The sequence below is a fragment of the Rhizobium sp. Root1334 genome, assembly GCF_001426665.1.
GTDB lineage: Bacteria > Pseudomonadota > Alphaproteobacteria > Rhizobiales > Rhizobiaceae > Pararhizobium.
Genome location: NZ_LMEY01000001.1, coordinates 1296785 through 1315010 on the forward strand (window position 1 = coordinate 1296785; position 18226 = coordinate 1315010).

Annotated in this window: 14 protein-coding genes and 1 tRNA gene; 12 read left to right on the forward strand and 3 right to left on the reverse strand. The window is 60.4% G+C overall.

What is annotated here, in order from left to right:
- Nucleotides 1-65 precede the first annotated feature (65 nt).
- Nucleotides 66-1694: an MFS transporter gene (locus ASD36_RS06335; protein WP_060501114.1), complete on the reverse strand. Its 1629-nt coding sequence runs from the start codon at nucleotides 1692-1694 to the stop codon at nucleotides 66-68.
- A gap of 268 nt (nucleotides 1695-1962) precedes the next feature.
- Here ASD36_RS06335 and rimP point away from each other — a divergent pair, with 268 nt between their 5' ends.
- From rimP to infB, 4 genes are all read left to right on the forward strand, one after another.
- Nucleotides 1963-2580: a ribosome maturation factor RimP gene (gene rimP, locus ASD36_RS06340; protein WP_060501116.1), complete on the forward strand. Its 618-nt coding sequence runs from the start codon at nucleotides 1963-1965 to the stop codon at nucleotides 2578-2580.
- Between the two features lie 58 nt (nucleotides 2581-2638).
- Nucleotides 2639-4246: a transcription termination factor NusA gene (gene nusA / locus ASD36_RS06345; RefSeq protein WP_060501118.1), complete on the forward strand. Its 1608-nt coding sequence runs from the start codon at nucleotides 2639-2641 to the stop codon at nucleotides 4244-4246.
- A 45-nt stretch (nucleotides 4247-4291) separates the two neighbouring features.
- On the forward strand, nucleotides 4292-4978 hold the full coding sequence (locus ASD36_RS06350; RefSeq protein ID WP_060501119.1) for an RNA-binding protein: 687 nt from the start codon (nucleotides 4292-4294) through the stop codon (nucleotides 4976-4978).
- Between the two features lie 104 nt (nucleotides 4979-5082).
- Nucleotides 5083-7791, forward strand: coding sequence for a translation initiation factor IF-2 (gene infB / locus ASD36_RS06355; protein WP_060501121.1), 2709 nt, complete (start codon nucleotides 5083-5085; stop codon nucleotides 7789-7791).
- Between the two features lie 139 nt (nucleotides 7792-7930).
- Here infB and ASD36_RS06360 read toward each other — a convergent pair whose 3' ends face one another.
- A complete protein-coding gene (locus ASD36_RS06360; protein WP_082511906.1) occupies nucleotides 7931-8380 on the reverse strand; it encodes a DoxX family protein in 450 nt (149 codons plus the stop codon).
- A 189-nt stretch (nucleotides 8381-8569) separates the two neighbouring features.
- Between ASD36_RS06360 and ASD36_RS06365 the strand changes: the two genes are divergently transcribed.
- From ASD36_RS06365 to ASD36_RS06380, 4 genes are all read left to right on the forward strand, one after another.
- Entirely contained in the window at nucleotides 8570-8851 is a 282-nt protein-coding gene (locus ASD36_RS06365) for a SelT/SelW/SelH family protein (protein ID WP_060501123.1), read from the forward strand.
- 4 nt (nucleotides 8852-8855) lie between these two features.
- Nucleotides 8856-9293 carry a YqaA family protein gene (locus tag ASD36_RS06370; protein WP_082511907.1) on the forward strand — a complete coding sequence of 146 codons (438 nt, stop codon included), beginning with the start codon at nucleotides 8856-8858 and terminating at the stop codon, nucleotides 9291-9293.
- 355 nt (nucleotides 9294-9648) lie between these two features.
- The gene (locus ASD36_RS06375; RefSeq protein WP_060511995.1) at nucleotides 9649-11088 is read left to right on the forward strand and encodes a phosphomannomutase; all 1440 of its coding nucleotides are present in this window, start codon (nucleotides 9649-9651) and stop codon (nucleotides 11086-11088) included.
- Nucleotides 11089-11228: 140 nt separating this feature from the next.
- Nucleotides 11229-11315 (forward strand) — tRNA-Leu (locus ASD36_RS06380).
- A gap of 110 nt (nucleotides 11316-11425) precedes the next feature.
- On the opposite strand, the gene ASD36_RS06385 is transcribed toward ASD36_RS06380, so the two are convergent.
- On the reverse strand, nucleotides 11426-12478 hold the full coding sequence (locus ASD36_RS06385) for an AraC family transcriptional regulator (protein WP_060501126.1): 1053 nt from the start codon (nucleotides 12476-12478) through the stop codon (nucleotides 11426-11428).
- A 200-nt stretch (nucleotides 12479-12678) separates the two neighbouring features.
- Between ASD36_RS06385 and ASD36_RS06390 the strand changes: the two genes are divergently transcribed.
- From ASD36_RS06390 to ASD36_RS06405, 4 genes are all read left to right on the forward strand, one after another.
- Nucleotides 12679-14934 (forward strand): TonB-dependent siderophore receptor, encoded by a 2256-nt coding sequence (locus ASD36_RS06390; RefSeq protein ID WP_244489759.1) that lies wholly within the window; start codon nucleotides 12679-12681, stop codon nucleotides 14932-14934.
- A gap of 41 nt (nucleotides 14935-14975) precedes the next feature.
- Nucleotides 14976-16088 (forward strand): ABC transporter substrate-binding protein, encoded by a 1113-nt coding sequence (locus ASD36_RS06395; protein ID WP_244481800.1) that lies wholly within the window; start codon nucleotides 14976-14978, stop codon nucleotides 16086-16088.
- 12 nt (nucleotides 16089-16100) lie between these two features.
- The gene (locus ASD36_RS06400) at nucleotides 16101-17168 is read left to right on the forward strand and encodes a siderophore-interacting protein (protein WP_060501135.1); all 1068 of its coding nucleotides are present in this window, start codon (nucleotides 16101-16103) and stop codon (nucleotides 17166-17168) included.
- 104 nt (nucleotides 17169-17272) lie between these two features.
- Complete coding sequence (locus ASD36_RS06405; RefSeq protein ID WP_060501137.1) at nucleotides 17273-18178, forward strand: calcium-binding protein; 906 nt, start codon at nucleotides 17273-17275, stop codon at nucleotides 18176-18178.
- Nucleotides 18179-18226 lie beyond the last annotated feature (48 nt).

Here is an 18226-nt window from a genome sequence, read left to right on the forward strand (position 1 = left end):
TGAAGAAAGGCCGGTATGCGGGTTGCAAACCGGCCTTTCGAGCAATAACGGACACTGCAGAGCGCTCAGTGCATGTCCATCTGCTGCTTGTAGCGCTCATATTCGTAAGGAAGAATCGTCTGGCGCTCGATCATTCTGTGCACGCGGGGGGCGGTATCACCGCGATGCAGGGCGAGCAGGCGGTCGCCAATCTCAGCATCCGCCTGTGTCCGGCGCTGGTTGTGGCGGACATATTCCACCCAGGTCGGTACGTGATAGGTTTCGGTCCATGTGGTCGGGTTTTCCAGATCCCGCATCAATCCCCATTGGCCGGCGCCGTCGCGGATGCGGATACGCCGGCGCTCGGCCATGGCGGTGAGGAATTCCGGCACGTCGCCGTCGGCGATCTCGTAATCGATCATCACCACGATTGGGCCGCTGCGCGGCTTGAGGTCGAGCTTCAAAAGCGGCTCGGAAAACCGGTTGAGAGGATCGAGATTGAGCGACTGGAACTCCGGCAGCGGCAGGCGCAGCCCGATGGCAGCGCCGACGATCATCAGACAGGCCGAGACGATCAAGGCATTTGCCGGGCCGTGGCTTTCGGCCAGTTGCCCCCACATCCAGCTGCCTGAAGCGATGCCGCCGAAGGTGGTGGTCTGGTAGAGCGACAGCGCGCGGCCAACCACCCAGCGCGGCGTCGAGAGCTGCACGGTGGTATTGAACAGCGACAGCGCCAGTACCCAGCCGGCGCCCGACAGAAGAAGCGCAAGGCTGGTGAGCCAGCCATAGGGGCTGAGCGCCGTCACCACGCTGCTGACGGCAAAACCGGCAAAGGCGATGCGCACGATCCATTCGCTCGACAGGTGCTCCCGCAGCCGGGCGCTGAGCAGAGCCCCGCCGATGGCGCCAAGGCCGAAGGCACCCAGCATGATGCCGTAGGTCAACGGTCCGCCGGCGACCAGATCGCGGGCAACCAGCGGCAGAAGAGCGAGAATGGCGCTGGCGGACAGACCGAAGACGAAACCACGCACCAGCACCTTGCCGATATTCGGCGACATGGCGACGTAACGCAGACCGGCGGAGATCGCCCGGCCCATCGATTCGCGCGGCAGCGCCGACAGCGTTTCTTCGCGGCGCCAGCGCAACAGTGCGTAGATGATGGCAAAATAGCTGAGCGTATTGGCAGCAAAAGCCGCGGCGGCCCCGGCTGCCGCGACGATCACGCCGCCGATCGCCGGGCCGACCGAGCGGGTGATGTTGAACCCCATGCTGTTCAGCGCGACCGCAGCCGGCAGTACGTCGCGCGGCACCATATCGCCGACCGAAGCCTGCCAGGAAGGGTTGTTGAGCGCCGTGCCGCAGCCGATCAGGAAAGTGAATAACAGCAGCAGCCAGGGCGTAATAATGCCAAAATAGGCACAGAGCGTCAGAAGTGCCGAGATGCAGAGCATGAAACACTGGCCAACCAGCATGATGCGGCGCCGATCGAAATTATCGGCAAGCGCGCCGGAAATCAGCGAAAACAGCATGATGGGCAGCGAGGTCGAGGCCTGCACCAGCGCCACCATGTTCACGGAATCCGTAATCGAGGTCATCATCCAGGCGGCGCCGACGGCCTGGATCAGTCCGCCAAAATTGGAGGCAAGACTTGCCACCCAGATAACCCGGAACGTATCGTGCTTGAACGGCGCCAATGGCGATAGTCTGTGCGGCAACGCGCTTTCCCACCCTAGTCTGTGATTTGAATCGTCTTTGTGACGCCCAATCTAAGCCAGATGACAGGCCGGGCAAGTAAAAGCGCTGCCATCGGCAGGATTTCACCACTTCACGGTCTGAATCCGCGTTTTGCAGGCCTGACAGCGGGATACCTTGCATTTGCCGACAATCGAGCGTATATGACCCTCAAATTCTTGATCGGTTGATGAAGAGTGGGCCCGTCAGGACCCGCTCTTTTTTATTACCGATGTTTTGGGAGAGCATCGTTTGTCCGATACGACAACGGCAGAAAACACACAGGAACCACGCCTGGTCACCGAGACCGGGATCGATCGGCGCATCGCCGACATCGTCGAGCCCGTGCTCATTCCGATGGGCTATCAACTGGTGCGCGTGCGCCTGTCCTCGCAGAATGGCGCAACGCTGCAGATCATGGCCGAGCGGCTTGACGGCACTATGACCGTGGACGATTGCGAAGCGATCTCGACGGCGATCTCGCCGGTTCTGGACGTGGAAGATCCGGTCGATCGGGAGTATCATTTAGAAGTATCGTCGCCGGGAATCGACCGGCCGATGGTGCGCAAGTCCGATTTCACTCGCTGGTCCGGCCACCTGATCAAGTTCGAAACGTCGGTCCTGGTTGACAGCCGCAAGCGTTTCCGCGGTAAAATCGTGTCGGCCGACGACGAAAGTTTTACGATCGAGCGCGATCAACCGGCCCCCGGCGAAGAGCCGCGCGTGGTCATTCCCTTCACGGCGCTGGCCGAAGGCAGGCTGATCCTCACGGATGACCTGATCCGCGATGCGCTGACAGCAGACAAGAAGGCAAAGGCAGCCCAGGCTGCCAACGAAAACTTCGAAGACGAAGATTCGCCGATCAATTGAGTTCATGGGCGTGGGACGCTTCCAAGTGAGGCCCCGGCAATCAGACGGAGACTTTAATATGGCAGTGAGTGCTAACAGGCTCGAACTTCTGCAGATCGCGGATGCCGTCGCGCGCGAAAAAGTGATCGACCGCGAAATCGTTCTGGCCGCCATGGCCGACGCGATCCAGAAGGCCGCCCGCTCGCGCTACGGTTCGGAGAGCAACATCCGCGCCGACATCAATTCCAAGACCGGCGAAATCCGGCTTCAGCGCCTGCTCGAAGTCGTCGAACACGCCGAAGACTACTCGACCCAGATTCCGCTGGAACTGGCCCGCGACCGCAATCCGGACGCCATTCTCGGCGACTTCATCGCCGACCCGCTGCCGCCGATGGATTTCGGCCGTATCGCCGCCCAATCGGCCAAGCAGGTCATCGTCCAGAAGGTGCGTGAAGCCGAGCGGGACCGCCAGTTCGACGAATTCAAGGATCGCATCGGCGAAATCGTCAACGGCACGGTCAAGCGCGTCGAATATGGCAATGTCATTGTCGATCTCGGCCGTGGTGAAGGCATCATCCGCCGCGACGAAATGATCCCGCGCGAAAACATGCGCTACGGCGACCGCGTCCGCTCGTATGTCTACGACGTGCGCCGCGAACAGCGCGGCCCGCAAATTTTCCTGTCGCGTACCCATCCGCAGTTCATGGTGAAGCTGTTCACCATGGAAGTTCCGGAAATCTACGACGGCATCATCCAGATCCGTTCGGTTGCCCGTGACCCGGGTTCGCGCGCCAAGATCGCCGTCATCTCGAACGACTCGTCGATCGATCCGGTCGGTGCCTGCGTCGGTATGCGCGGTTCGCGCGTTCAGGCCGTTGTCGGCGAATTGCAGGGCGAAAAGATCGATATCATTCCGTGGTCCCAGGATCCGGCATCGTTCATCGTCAACGCGCTGCAGCCGGCTGAAGTCTCCAAGGTCGTTCTCGATGAGGATGCAGAGCGCATCGAAGTCGTGGTTCCGGATGAACAGCTCTCGCTGGCCATCGGCCGCCGCGGCCAGAACGTCCGCCTCGCATCGCAGCTGACCGGCTGGGATATCGACATCATGACGGAAGCCGAAGAATCGGAACGCCGCCAGAAGGAATTCAACGAACGCACCGCGCTGTTCATGGAAGCCCTCGACGTCGACGAGATGGTTGGCCAGGTTCTGGCTTCGGAAGGCTTTGCCGCCGTCGAAGAGCTTGCCTATGTCGAACTCGACGAAATTGCCTCGATCGAAGGCTTCGACGAGGACACAGCCAACGAACTGCAGACCCGCGCCCGCGAATATCTCGAGCGCCTGGAAGCCGAAATGGATGCCAAGCGCGTCGCCCTCGGCGTTTCCGACGACCTGCGCTCGATCAACGGCATGACCGGCCAGATGCTGGTTGCGCTGGGTGAAGACGGCATCAAGACTATGGAAGACTTTGCAGGCTGCGCCGCTGACGATCTCGTCGGCTGGTCGGAACGCAAGGACGGCGAGACGAAGAAGTTTGAAGGCCTGTTCTCCAAGCTCGAAATCTCCCGCATCGATGCCGAACGCATGGTCCTGCAGGCGCGTCTTGCCGCCGGCTGGATCACCGAAGAAGACCTGGCACGCGAAGAAGAAGCGCTCGAAGTCGTGGAAGGCGCGGAACAGGACGCCTGAAGGCGTTCTGACCGTGAATCAAGCTGATGCTGCTTGAAGATCGCCATGTTGATTGAAGACAAGGACCCTGCCGGGGACATCGATGGTGAAGCAGTGAATGGCCGCATGTGCATCGTGACACGGCAGAGCGGAACACCGGAAACGCTGATCCGCTTTGTTGCCGGGCCTGATGGCCGGGTGGTGCCGGATTTGAAGAAGCAGCTGCCGGGTCGCGGCTGCTGGGTAACGGCGGAGCGGGCGGTGCTGGAAAAGGCAATCGCCAGGAAGCTGTTTGCCCGCGGGCTCAAGAAGGCGGATGTGACCGCCGGACCGGAGCTTGCCGATGAGGTGGACCGGCTGCTGTCGATGCAGCTTGGCGGCATGATGAACCTGGCGCGCAAGGCGGCACAGTTCATCACCGGCGCCTCGAAGGTCGAGCAAGCCGTGCGTGGACTGGCGGCGCTCGCCACATTCCATGCGGTGGATGCCGCAGCCGATGGGGTGCGAAAGATAGACCAGGCGCGCAAAGCGATGAGCTTTGTCGTCGATGATGGACAGGAAATACCCTCCTTTCGCTTCTTTACCGAGGCTGAAATGGAAGGGCTTTTAGGCCAGAATGCTTTTATCCATGCCGCAGCGCTTGCAGGGCAGGCGGGTGAGGGTGTAGTGAAGCGCGCAAACATGCTCGAACGATATCGGGGAACCGTCCCTGCTCGAGCCGTTGGCGCCGAATCTGGCTTGCCGACACAATGACGGGGGTCACCGGCGAAGGCCGGCACAACCGCGATTGCAAAACAGAAATTGAACGGCGGGGTCTGGTGATACGCATCCGGCCCTGATCTTAGGAACGGAACGGAATGACCGACAACAACGACGACAAGACATTCGGCGGAGCCAAGAAGACGCTTACCCTGAAGCCTTCCGGGGTGAGTCAGGGAACTGTTCGCCAGGACATGGGTCGCGGCCGCACGAAGGCTGTCGTGGTCGAAACGCGCAAGCGGCGGCCTATGCGGCCGGAAGACGAGAAGCCGGTCGTTCCGATCGCAACACCTGCTGCCCCTGTGGCACGCGTGGTCGAACCGCAGCGCCCGGCACCTGTGCCGCAGCAGCAACAGCCTGCGCGCCCGGCCCAGCCACAGCAGCAGCCGCGTCAGCAGGACAATCGCCAGGATAACAGCAACCGTCCGCGGGTCGGTGTAGTTCTCAACCAGCTTTCTGCTGGTGAGATCGACGCCCGCCGCCGTGCGCTGGCCGAAGCCCAGATCCGCGATGCCGAAGACGCCAAGCGCCGCGCTGCCGAAGAGGCACGCCGTGCCGCTGAAGAAGCCGAGCGTCTGAAGGCCGAACAGGCTGAAGCAGCCCGTCTCGCCGCCGAAGAGGCAGCCCGAACCCCTGCAGAACGCGAAGCCGAAAAGGCCGCAGCTGAAGCGGCAAAGGCCGCCGAAGTGGAAGCCGCCGCCGTTGCTGCGCGCAAGGCGGAAGATCAGGCCCGCGCCCAGGCAACAAAGCCTGCAACTACAACAACAGCAGCCACCCCGGCCGCTGGTGCCCGCCGCAAGACGGAAGGCGAGGATGACGAAGCTCGTCCGAACCGTGGCGCCACCACACCGGTGCGCGGCAAGGTCGTCCGTCCGGAGCCTGCCAAAGCTCCTGCCCGTCCGAAGACGGAAGAAGAACGCCGCAAGGGCAAACTGACACTGACTGCCGCTCTCGATGACGACGGCAATCCGCGCGGCCGCTCGATGGCTGCGACGCGCCGCCGGCAGGAAAAGTTCCGCCGCAGCCAGATGCAGGAAACCCGCGAAAAGGTCATGCGCGAGGTTATCCTGCCGGAAACCATCACCATTCAGGAACTGTCGCAGCGTATGGCTGAACGGGCCGTCGACGTGATCAAGTACCTGATGAAGGAAGGCCAGATGATGAAGCCGGGCGACGTCATCGACGCCGACCTTGCAGAACTCATCGCCGGCGAATTTGGCCATACTGTCAAGCGCGTTTCGGAATCCGACGTCGAAGAAGGCCTGTTCAGCGCCAAGGACGATGGCGATATGCAGCCGCGCCCGCCGATCGTGACCATCATGGGTCACGTCGACCACGGCAAGACCTCGCTGCTCGATGCCATCCGCAAGACCCATGTCGTATCGGGCGAAGCCGGTGGCATCACCCAGCATATCGGCGCCTATCAGGTCGAGCAGAACGGCAACAAGATCACCTTCATCGACACCCCCGGCCACGCCGCCTTTACCGCGATGCGTGCCCGTGGCGCCCAGGCGACCGACATCGCGATCCTCGTGGTGGCGGCCGACGACAGCGTTATGCCGCAGACGATCGAATCCATCAGCCACGCAAAGGCTGCCGGCGTTCCGATCATCGTGGCGATCAACAAGGTCGACAAGCACGAAGCCGATCCGCAGAAGGTGCGCAACCAGCTGCTGCAGCACGAAGTGTTCGTGGAAACCATGGGCGGCGAAGTGCTCGACGTCGAAGTCTCGGCCAAGACCGGCCTCGGCATCGATAAGCTGCTCGAAGCCATCCTGCTGCAGGCCGAAATCCTCGACCTGCGCGCCGATGCAGACCGCACGGCAGAAGGTACCGTCGTTGAAGCCCAGCTCGATCGCGGCCGTGGTGCAGTTGCCACCGTTCTCGTTCAGAAGGGTACCTTGAAGCCTGGCCAGATTATCGTTGCCGGCGATCAGTGGGGCCGTGTGCGCGCGCTGGTCAACGACAAGGGCGAACACGTCAAGGAGGCGCCTCCGTCGATGCCGGTCGAGATCCTCGGTCTTTCCGGTACGCCGCTGGCGGGTGACAAGTTCGCTGTCGTTGAGAACGAAAGCCGTGCTCGCGAAATCTCCGAATATCGCCAGCGCCTGACCCGCGACAAGGCCGTTGCCCGCGCAACCGGTCAGCGCGGCTCGCTCGAGCAGATGATGATGACGCTGCAGAATACCGGCCTCAAGGAATTCCCGCTGGTCATCAAGGGCGACGTGCAGGGCTCGATCGAAGCCATTGCCGGCGCACTCGACAAGCTGGGAACCGACGAGGTTCGTGCCCGCATCGTGCATTCGGGTGCCGGTGGTATCACCGAATCCGACATCTCGCTGGCGGAAGCATCGAACGCGGCCATCATCGGCTTCAACGTTCGTGCCAACGCCCAGGCCCGCACGGCCGCAGAACGCGCCGGTATCGAGATCCGCTACTACAACATCATCTACGATCTGGTGGATGACGTGAAGGCAGCGATGTCGGGCCTGCTGTCGCCAGAACGCCGCGAAACCTTCCTCGGCAATGCCGAAATCCTGGAAGTGTTCAACATCACCAAGACCGGCAAGGTCGCGGGTTGCCGGGTCATCGAAGGCAAGGTCGAACGCGGTGCAGGTGTGCGTCTGGTTCGCGACAACGTCGTTATCCACGAAGGCAAGCTCAAGACCCTCAAGCGCTTCAAGGACGAAGTTTCCGAAGTGCCGATGGGCCAGGAATGCGGTATGGCCTTCGAGAACTACGAAGATATCCGCGCCGGAGACACGATCGAGTGCTTCCGCGTCGAGCATATTACCCGCACGCTGTAAGCGCTTCCGGGTTAAACATATCGTTTCAAAATGGCGGCTTCGGCCGCCATTTTTCTGTCTGGCTTGCCGCCAATCAGAAGAATTCAGGCAAAAAAGCGCCACGAATGTTTCCACCCGCGGCGCGCCAATCGTTCAAGTCTTAGATCTGCTTACCGATCTTCGCATCAACCGACTGGGTGTTGGAACCACGGATTGCGAAGAAGAAGAAAATCGCGGCCCAGAGGATGGATTTCTCGGCGCCACCCAGGCCCTCAGCCTTCACGACGCCGTGGAAATATACGGTCACCAGCAGCACAATCATCGCGGCAAAGGATGCCGGGCGGGTGAAAAGCCCAATCGCGATCAGGATGCCACCGAAAAATTCCGTCGCGGCCAGCAGCGGTGACCAGAAGACGCCGGGGTAGAAGCCCAGGCTTTCGACCATGCCGACGGCACCCATTGGATTGATGATCTTGCCATAGCCGTGGGTGACGAGCAGAACGCCGGCAACCACGCGCAGCAATGTTTCGGCCGTCGTATCGAGCGGCAGATAGAACCGCTGCAGGGCGGGCAGCATGGCTGGCGGCCGGGTCGATGTAAGGTCAGTCATGTTGGCTCCTCTTGATTTTTGCAACGCCGCATTCTGTTGCCGCGAAAATTGCACCAATCAAGGGAGGCTCCCGCCAAAACATGATAAATTTAGTTAACAATGTTGTGAGGCATTCTTGATCACGTGCTGTTGCGGCCTCCTCCGCCGATGGATAACGTCCGCCAGCCTGATATCGCTACGGAAACCGCCATGACAGAAAAGCCACGTATCGCCATTCTCTACTGCACCCAGTGCAACTGGCTGCTGCGTGCTGCCTGGATGGCGCAGGAGCTGCTCTCCACCTTTGGTGACAGCCTGGGCGAAGTCGCCCTCATTCCCGGCACCGGCGGCAATTTTGAAATCCATGTCGGCGAGACGCTGATCTGGGAACGCAAGCGCGACGGCGGCTTTCCGGGGCCGAAGGAATTGAAGCAGCGCGTTCGCGACGTGATCGAACCAGGACGCGATCTCGGCCACACCGACCGGACCTGACACCTTGACCGCAAGTCTGCTTTTCGGCGTTTTCAGCGCCGCCTTTCTCTCCGCCACGTTGTTGGTCGGCGTCTCCGAAGCCGCATTGATCCTTGCCGCCCGGCAACCGGATGCGCAGATCATCGCTCTCTTTCTGGCCGCGACGGCGGGTAATGTGCTGGGCGCGGTTGTCAATTTCGTTCTCGGCCGCTTTCTGCTGCGTTTCGAGCATCGCCGCTGGTTTCCGGTCAGCCCGCTCAACCGGAAGCGGGCAGAGGCGCTGTTTGGCCGTTATGGCCGGCCTATCCTGCTATTCTCGTGGCTGCCCGTGGTCGGCGACCCGCTGACGCTGGTGGCGGGGCTTCTGCGTACCCCTTTCCCTGTCTTCATTGTCTATGTGACGATTGGCAAGGCGGCGCGCTATGCGGTGTTGTTATGGGCGTGGGACACGTTGACCACCTGACCGCCGCTCAAGTCAAAAGCGAAGAATGTTCCGCCGCGTTGTCCAACATGCGCCGTTTAGAAAGATTAGTCCTTCTGCAGACGCCGCTATGAGAAAGCATCCGCTCAGCACTTAGCCAAGAACGAAATTTCGAAATCCCGCTATCTGGTTCCGCATTTCACCGGAAGGGGTTTACTTGGTCGGTACTCCTGCTTCACATAACGGCCAGTATTTTTGTTTATTGGTGCTTTCGTGGCCATCCGGCTGCAAATTTGATGTCATTCGGCGTCCCAGCTGTTCAAGTGGCAGGATGCTCCCTTATTTCCTTTGATCACTCATGTGATTACTAAATCCTGGCAACGAAGCGGAGAATGGATTGAGTTTGAAATTCGGCACCAGCGGTCTGCGCGGCCTATCCATCGACCTCAACGGCCCTCCCGCCGCCCTCTACGCGACCGCGTTTGCCCGCTATCTCCTCTCGTCCGGCCAAGCGAAAATCGGCGATCCGATCCTGCTGGGCCGGGATTTTCGCGCCTCCAGCCCGGAAATTTCAGCGATCTGCGCTGGCGCATTGACCCGCTGCGGGTTGACCGTTCTCGATTGCGGGACCGTACCGACGCCGGCTCTCGCCCTTTATGGATTGGAGAGCGGTGCAGCAGCATTGATGATCACCGGCTCGCATATCCCCGCCGACCGCAACGGCATCAAGTTCTACCGCCCGAACGGGGAAATCTCCAAGATCGACGAGGACGCAATCGGCGCGGAAGCAGCAGCGCTCATGGCCCGCTCGGTCCCGATCGATGCGACGCCCGGCCCGGCCGCCGACCATGCCCGGCAGGCCGAGGCACTTTTCCTGGCCCGCAACGCCGCAGTCCTTCCCGCAGGCGCTCTGACCGGCCTGAAAGTCGGCGTGTATCAGCACAGCACCGTGGCACGCGACCTGTTCGTCGAGGTTCTGAGGGATTACGGCGCCGATGTCGTTGCACTTGGCCGCTCCGCCGATTTCATTCCAGTCGATACCGAAGCCGTTTCGCCCGCAACCATCGACTTGCTCAAGACATGGGCGGCCGAGCATCAACTCGACGCGATCGTCTCGGCCGATGGCGACGGCGACCGCCCGCTTGTCAGCGATGAAACCGGCCTACCGTTGCGCGGTGATCTTTTGGGCCTGATCGCAGCACAATTTACTGGCGCGACTGTTGCCGTGACGCCTGTCACCTCCAATTCGGGCCTTGAGGGCCAGCCAGGCCTCTCCATCCTGCGCACGCGCGTCGGTTCGCCATTTGTCATCGAGGGCATGCTGGAGGCGGTCCGCAACGGGAAAACCGGCGTCGTCGGCTTCGAGGCCAATGGCGGCACCCTGACCGCCACGGATTTCACCCTCAACGGCACCAAGCTTAGAGCCTTGCCAACGCGCGACAGCTTCCTGCCGGCGCTTGCCGTGCTTTCACTTGCCGCACGCAGCCAGCAGCCTCTCTCATCGCTTGCAGCAGGCTTTGCCCTGCGGGTGGCGCTGAGCGACCGGATCGAAAATTTTCCATTGGAGACGAGTGCTGCGCTGATGAGCCATCTCCGCTCAGGCCCGGACAATCTGGCAAGTTTTCTCGCCCCCATCGGAAAGCCGGAAACGCTCAGCGACGTCGACGGGTTGCGCGTGACACTGACCGATCGCAGCGTCGTTCACTTCCGCCCCTCGGGAAATGCACCGGAAATGCGCTGCTATGCGGAGGCGGAAACAGCCGATCAGGCAAAGCAGGTCCTCGAACAGGGGCTCGCTTGCATTCGCGCCTTTGGCGAGCGGCAGCCGGCAGCGTGATTGCAGCAAAGCTCGGCGAAATTGTTTGGGGAAAAATCATTCCCCTTCAACGGTTTGCTCAACTTTCCTACTCATTTTCAATGAAAAACTCAAAAACCCTGTTGACACAAAAGCGCGAGCCCCGTACACCCCCGCTCGTCGCCCAGATGGCGGAATTGGTAGACGCGCCAGCTTCAGGTGCTGGTACTCGAAAGGGTGTGGAGGTTCGAGTCCTCTTCTGGGCACCAATTTCATATTCGCAACTGCCCAGGCAGTTTCGAAGATCAAAAAAAGCCCGGTTCGCCGGGCTTTTTTTATATCTGAAATCGGACATTACCGGGAAGTTCCAAGCAACCTATCAGCCTTTGCGCGTCAGCATGACGTGGCGCGGGATTGTGCCGAACTGGCGGCGGAATGCGGTGGAAAAATTGGAAGCGGCCGAATAGCCGGCAATGGCACTTGCCTCCTGTACTGTCACTTCGCCGCCGTTCAAGGCCGCAAAAGCCCGCTCCAGCCGAAGCGTGCGGAGATATTCGAAGACGCTCTGGTTTTCAGAAATCCGAAACAGCCGCTGCAGGCCGCTGGCGCTGACACCGGCCGCGCGGGCGATCATTCCGACATTCAGTGGAGCGTCCCAGTGCACTGCGATGTAATCCTTGGCCCGATCCAGGCAGACCGCATCCTGGCGCGTGAGCAGCGCACCTCCCGGCGCACGCCGGCCGGCATGGAGCACCGCCGCCATGGTTTCGGCAACAAGCTCCACAGCGCGGCTTTCAAGGTAGAGATCGCGCATCGCCGGCAGGAGCGGCAATGGCGCAAATATCTGCCGGACGAGTTCAATCATCCGCGGTGTCAGCGTCCAGCGATGCTCGGCCAGATGCTCACGCATCAACCGTTCACCGCCCTTGGTGTCCGCGATCTCCTCCATGGCATCAAGATGCAGCCATTCCGGCGTTGCAGAAACGACGACATGCCGCAAATGCTGGCGCCCATGGGAGGCCCGCTTGAAGCTCTCCGGGTTGGCATTCATGATCGCGACGCCGCTTGCCACCCCCTTCTGCGCCTGAAACGTAAAATGCCTGTCGCCAATGGCAAGGTCGACATTGCCGTCGAGAAAGAAGATGCAGGACAACTCTTCGCCAAGCCGTGATGTCGCGGTGAAGGGCCGTTCCTCGATCGCATCGCTGACATGCAGCACCAACCCGCGGCGAAGTTCCCGATGCAGGAACTCGCCCTCCATCAACGTATCGTCGGGCGAGAGCTGGTCATCCGGGCTCTCCAGCACAACGCCGTCCTGACGCAGGAAATCGCGCACGCGCAACCGCTTGCCCGTACTGCGCAGTTCATAGCCAGCTTCCATGTCCGGTTGGATCGTGGAGGAGGTCATCGCCAACCCTTCGAAACGCATCATGCTCCCGGTTTGCACCGGGAATCTTACCAGCCGCCTTGCGCCCGTCGCCACGATGAAAACTTTGGCTACGAACAAAGATATCTGCGCGTTGCGCAAAGGTCTCTTCGTTGCCGATCATGGGACAAGTGCCCTAAAGCAATATCTTAACTTGATTTACTTGGTCAAGTTTACCAGAGATGCGAATGTGTGGGGACAAAGACATGAGCGGCGGCCAGAAAGCGGAATTTACCGTGGAATACCAGATGGGGCGGTTCAATCGAACCATCAGGCTCAACCGGAAGGACATTCTGCTGGCCTCGACGATAGCATTCGGCCTTACCATCCCTTGCCCCCATGCGTTCGCCCAGGAATCCGGCTCTGCCACGCCGCTCGAAAAGATCACGGTCGACCCGGGCAAGGACAATCCGAAAGGACCAGACCAGGGCATTGTCGCCAAGCGAACCTTGAGCGGCTCCAAGACCGACACGCCGCTTCTCGAAACACCGCAAGCCATCAGCGTCGTCACGCGCGACCAGATGGATGCACAGGGCGTCAATACCGTGGCGGAGGCCTTGCGTTACACGCCGGGCGTCTTATCGGATCCGAACGGCTATGACATTCGCTATGACTGGCTCTACATCCGCGGTTTCAACACCTATGGCACGGTATGGCTCGACGGACTGGTCCTGCCCGGTGATCCCAGCAACTATGCGACGCCCAGCATCAACCCTTATGCGCTGGAACGCATCGACGTGATCAAAGGACCGGCATCGGTACTTTATGGCCGCTCGATCCCCGGCGGCCTCGTCAACGAAGTCAGCAAGCGGCCACACACCGAAAGCCGCAACGAACTCGGTATCGAGACCTCCTCCCATGGCGGTATCCAGGGCACGTTCGACTTCACCGGCCCGGTCAGCGAGGGTAGCGACTGGTCCTACCGGCTGACCGGCCTTGGCAAAAACATGGGCACGCAGATTGACCGGGAGCGGGAACGCCAGTTGATGCTGGCGCCGAGCCTGACCTGGGCACCGACCGACCAGACGGAACTGACGCTTCATGGCTATTACCAGAAGGATCGGCCGAAGGATTTCAACCCTCGCTTTTATCCGGCCATCGGTACCCTGATCGAAAACCCGTTGGGGCAAATCCCGCTCGACCTGTTTCTCGGAGATCCCGATGCCAGCGTCTTCGAGCGCGATTTCTACACGCTGGGCTATGAATTCTCCCACGAGTTCAACGAGACCTGGACCGTGCGCCAGAACCTGCGTTACGGCCGCTCCAGCCAGAACATGTTCCTGGTGCTCGTCAATCCAGCCTTCGCCTATCAGCCCGACGGCCATACGCTGAACCGTGCCTCGGCCATTTCCGACGACTGGGTTTCGAGCTTCAACGTCGATACCCAGCTTGAAGCCCGCTTCGATACCGGCGCCTTCGATCACACCGCGCTCTTCGGGATCGACTATCTGAGAGCCGATTCCTCGACGACGTTCGGCAATGGGTTTGCTGGCGTGCCGCCGCTCGACTATCTCGACCCGGTTTATGGCGCCGGCTCCATCCCTAAACCCGCAATCCAGCGCTCGGGGCTTCAGGAACAGCGCCAGATCGGTTTCTATCTCCAAGATCAAATCCGCTATGACAACTGGATCGGCACCTTCGGCCTGCGCTACGATCTTTCCGACATCGATACGCAAAACCGGATGCTGGCCGGATCGCCGGCCGTCTCCAATGATGATCGTGAATTGACCTGGCGTGCGGGCCTCACCTATCTGTTCGACAGCGGCATCGCCCCGTATGTCAGCTACTCCACCACCTTCCTGCCTGCGCTTGGCTCCAGCCAGGCAGGTACGCCGTTCGAGGCGCAGAAGGCCGAGCAGTACGAAATCGGCGTGAAATACGAGCCGCCCGGCGGCAATGGCATGATCACCGCTTCGCTGTTCGATCTCACCCTGGAAAACGGCCTGACGCCGGATCCCACCAGCACCCTCTACAACGTCCAAACCGGAAAGCAGCGTGTTCGCGGCCTTGAGCTTGAAGCCAAATACGAGGTGACGCCTGAACTCGACTTGCTCGCGGCCTACGCCTATTCTCACTCCGAGGTGCTCGAAAGCACGAGCGCCATCGCCAAGGGCCGCGAGATGTTGCGCCTGCCGGAGCATCAGGCCAGCGCCTGGGTAAACTATCGCCCTTCCGTTATCGAAGGCCTATCGCTCAGCGCTGGCGTGCGCATGACATCCTCCTACCAGACCGACGCCAAATATCTCGAAGAACTGCGCATTCCTGGCCGGGCGCTTGTCGATATCGGGGCCCAGTATGATTTCGGCGCCATGGATACGGCATTTTCGGGAACAACGCTTCGCGTCAACGTGAGCAACCTTTTCGACAAGGAATATGTTTCCCATTGCCTCAACATTACCGGCGGAAGCTGCAACTACGGCGCAGGCCGGGCGGTCACCGCGAGCCTGAAATACGTATGGTAATCGTGCAATCATCGTCAGCCGCGAAAAGGGCTGCCAATTGGTTGGCGGCCCTCTCCCTGCTTGCCGCGTGTGGCCTCGTCTCGCTCCTCCTTGCAGCGCCTGCCCATGCCGAAATCCGGTTCACGGATGCGGCCGGACGGGAAGTACGCCTTGCCAAACCGGCTGAGCGCATCGCCACCAATGAGAGCTTGCTCATCCTGTCGCTCGCCTTGATCGAGCCCGACCCGATTTCCCGGTTGGCCGGCTGGGCGGCACCGCAGCGGATCGATCGAGGTTTCTACAACGACCTGAGGCAGCGATTTCCGGCGATCGACGGCATTCCCGTGGCCGGCGGAGTGGTGGCGTCGAAGACGTCGCCGGAAGCGATCCTTGCCGTCAGGCCGGATGTCTATCTCGTTTCCATCTGGGACAATGGCTGGATGGATATCGCCGCAACGCTAGAATCCGCCGGTGTGCCCGTCGTCTTTCTCGATGGACCGCACAACAACGGCAGTGGACCGGCCGACACGGCCATCTTTTCGCTCGAGCTTCTCGGCAAGGTCATTGGCCGTGAAGTCGAGGCTAGAAACTTCGGCGAGTTCCTCCGGCCGCACTATCAGCGCATCACCGATCGTACCAAGGGGGTTGCCCGCAAGTCGGTTCTTGTCGATGCCCATGCCGGGGCCATCTGTTGCTCGACGCCTGGGCGCGAAAACCGGATGACGGACTATCTACGGCTGGCCGGTGGCGAAAGCATTGCCGCCGATATGCCCGGCTATGATGGAAAACTCAGCGCCGAGTTCGTGCTGGAGAGGGACCCGGACATCTATATCGCCACCGGCGGCCCGCATCTTGCCGCTCAAGGAGGCCTCGTGCTCGGCGGTGACGTCAGTGCCGAGGCGGCAGCCCAATCCTTCACCCGTGTCATCTCCAACGACGTGCGCACCCACTTCACGGCGGTACGTGAGGGCCGGGCTCATGCCGCGTCTCATCAGCTTTCGATTTCCGTTCTCAATATTCTGGTCTTCCAATGCTACGCGAAATGGATTCATCCGGACCTCTTCGAAGATATCGCCCCTTCTGAAACCCTCGCCGAGATCAACAGGCGCTTTTTGAGCGTACCGCTCAACGGCACCTTCTGGCTCGACTTCGACGCTTCGCGGTTGCCGCAATAAAAGGACAATTTAATGGACGGCAAAATCTACACGGCGCAGGCAGTCATCGACCTCGTCGATCCGCAGACAGTGATCCAAGAACTGTGCAAGCACATGCGCGAACACAATGCCGAAATCAGCGAGGAATCCGGCGATGTCTTACTGCGTCTTTCCGGCTGCAGTGCCCGCTTCTCGGCCGATGGCGCAATGACGCGCATCAACATCGAAGCGCCGGACTTCGAGCACCTCTATTTCGCGCGCATGACTGTTGCTTCCCACATTCTCGAATTCGCAGGGGAGACCGTCCCAGAAATCTGTTGGAATGGCGATCATGGCGATGCCGAGCGGCCGCCGAATTTTCAGACCCTGACGGTTACCGATACCCGGGACGTGACACCGCATATGCGCCGCATAACTTTCCGCTGCGAAAACGCGGCACGCTTTGCCAACCTCGACGCGCTGCACCTGAACCTGCTGATCCAGCAGCCCGGCCTTGCCGAACCGCAATGGCCCTTTGTCGGGGCAAGTGGCCTCATCGAATGGGAGCGGCCGGACCTGAAACCGTCCATGCGAAAATACACCGTGCGCTCGATAGACCTTGCGACCAGCCAACTCGATATCGACTTCGTGCTGCACGCCGATGCCGGACCGGGATCGAGCTTTGCCGAGGCCGTCACCATCGGGATGGAAGTCGGCGTACTCGGTCCTGGCGGTGGCGGGCTTATGGATGCAGATTGGTATTTGTTTGCGGGCGACGAGACCGCCATTCCAGCCATTGCCCGCATGCTGGAAAACCTGCCCGCCGATTCATCCGGCGCCGCCTATCTTGAAGTTTCGGATGCCGCCGAAATCCAGAACCTGCAGACGCCTGTTGCCATCGGCATTCACTGGCTGATCCGCAACGCAGAAAAGCCCGGCAGCCTCCTTGTCGAAGCCCTCCGGCAAACGCACCGCCCCCAGGGCGACGAAAGCATATATCTTTGGGCCGCCTGCGAATTTTCAGCCTTCAAAACCATCCGGCAACTCGCGCGCCAGGACTGGAAACTGAAAAACGACCAACATCTCGTCGTCGCCTATTGGCGGGAAGGCACAAAATCTTAAAAGATGATTTATTTTATCATATTTTCCTTGCCAATAACTTGACAATTATAATCATCTTAAATAGCCGAGGTATCGTAGGTATATTCAACTGTTGGGGGCAATGAATGACGATCAATATTTCCGTCACGGACGTCAACAAGGACGGCACCGGCGTCAACGTACTCGCTTATCTCGCAAAATTTGATAGCAGCTTCTCGCCGGCCGGCCGGGGCTCGTTCAGTGGATCCAGCGGCCTGTCGGGCAAGCAATATGCAGCACTCGATGCAAAGGGCACCGGCGTGGTCTTTGATGCCGGTAAAACCGACTGGGCCTATGACATGGCGACCCATCAGGTTGGTGGCTCGCTGGATGGGTTGCGCTTCGGCACCTCGACCAAGCTCGACACGGGAAAGCAGGTCTTCACCCAGTCCACCGACCTGAAGATTTCCGGTCTTAGCCTGGAAACGAGTGCGGATGCCAATGCTCTGCGCTCCAGCCTGACGTCCTCCGATACCAAGGGCCTGTTGGCCCTGCTCAAGAAGGACAGCATCTCATTCTCCGGCAGCACCGGTAACGACGTGTTCAAAGGCTTCGGCAAGGGCGACACTCTGAGTGGCGGCAAAGGCAACGACACGCTGTATGGCGAAGGCGGCAACGACACGATCAAGGGCGACGCTGGCAACGACATACTTAACGGTGGCGCCGGCAATGACATTCTGACTGGCGGCAGCGGCAACGACAGGCTGACCGGCGGAACAGGCAATGATACCCTGGCGGGCGGCGCCGGCAAGGATACCTTTATCTTCAAGGCTGGTTCGGGCAAGGACACCATCTACGATTTCCAGGCTGGCAAAAGCACGGCAGGTGACGTCTTGAGCCTGGACAAGAGCGTCCTGGCATCGTTCACCGCCGTCAAGGCAGCGGCAGTCGACACGGCCGATGGCGTTCTGATCAAATTCGGTACGGGCTCGATCCTCCTGGAAGGAGTCGACAAGGCAGACCTTCACGCCAATGACTTTTTCTTCGTCTGATTGATCACCGGACCTTGATTCGATCGGCCTGAAACCTGAGCATTCGTT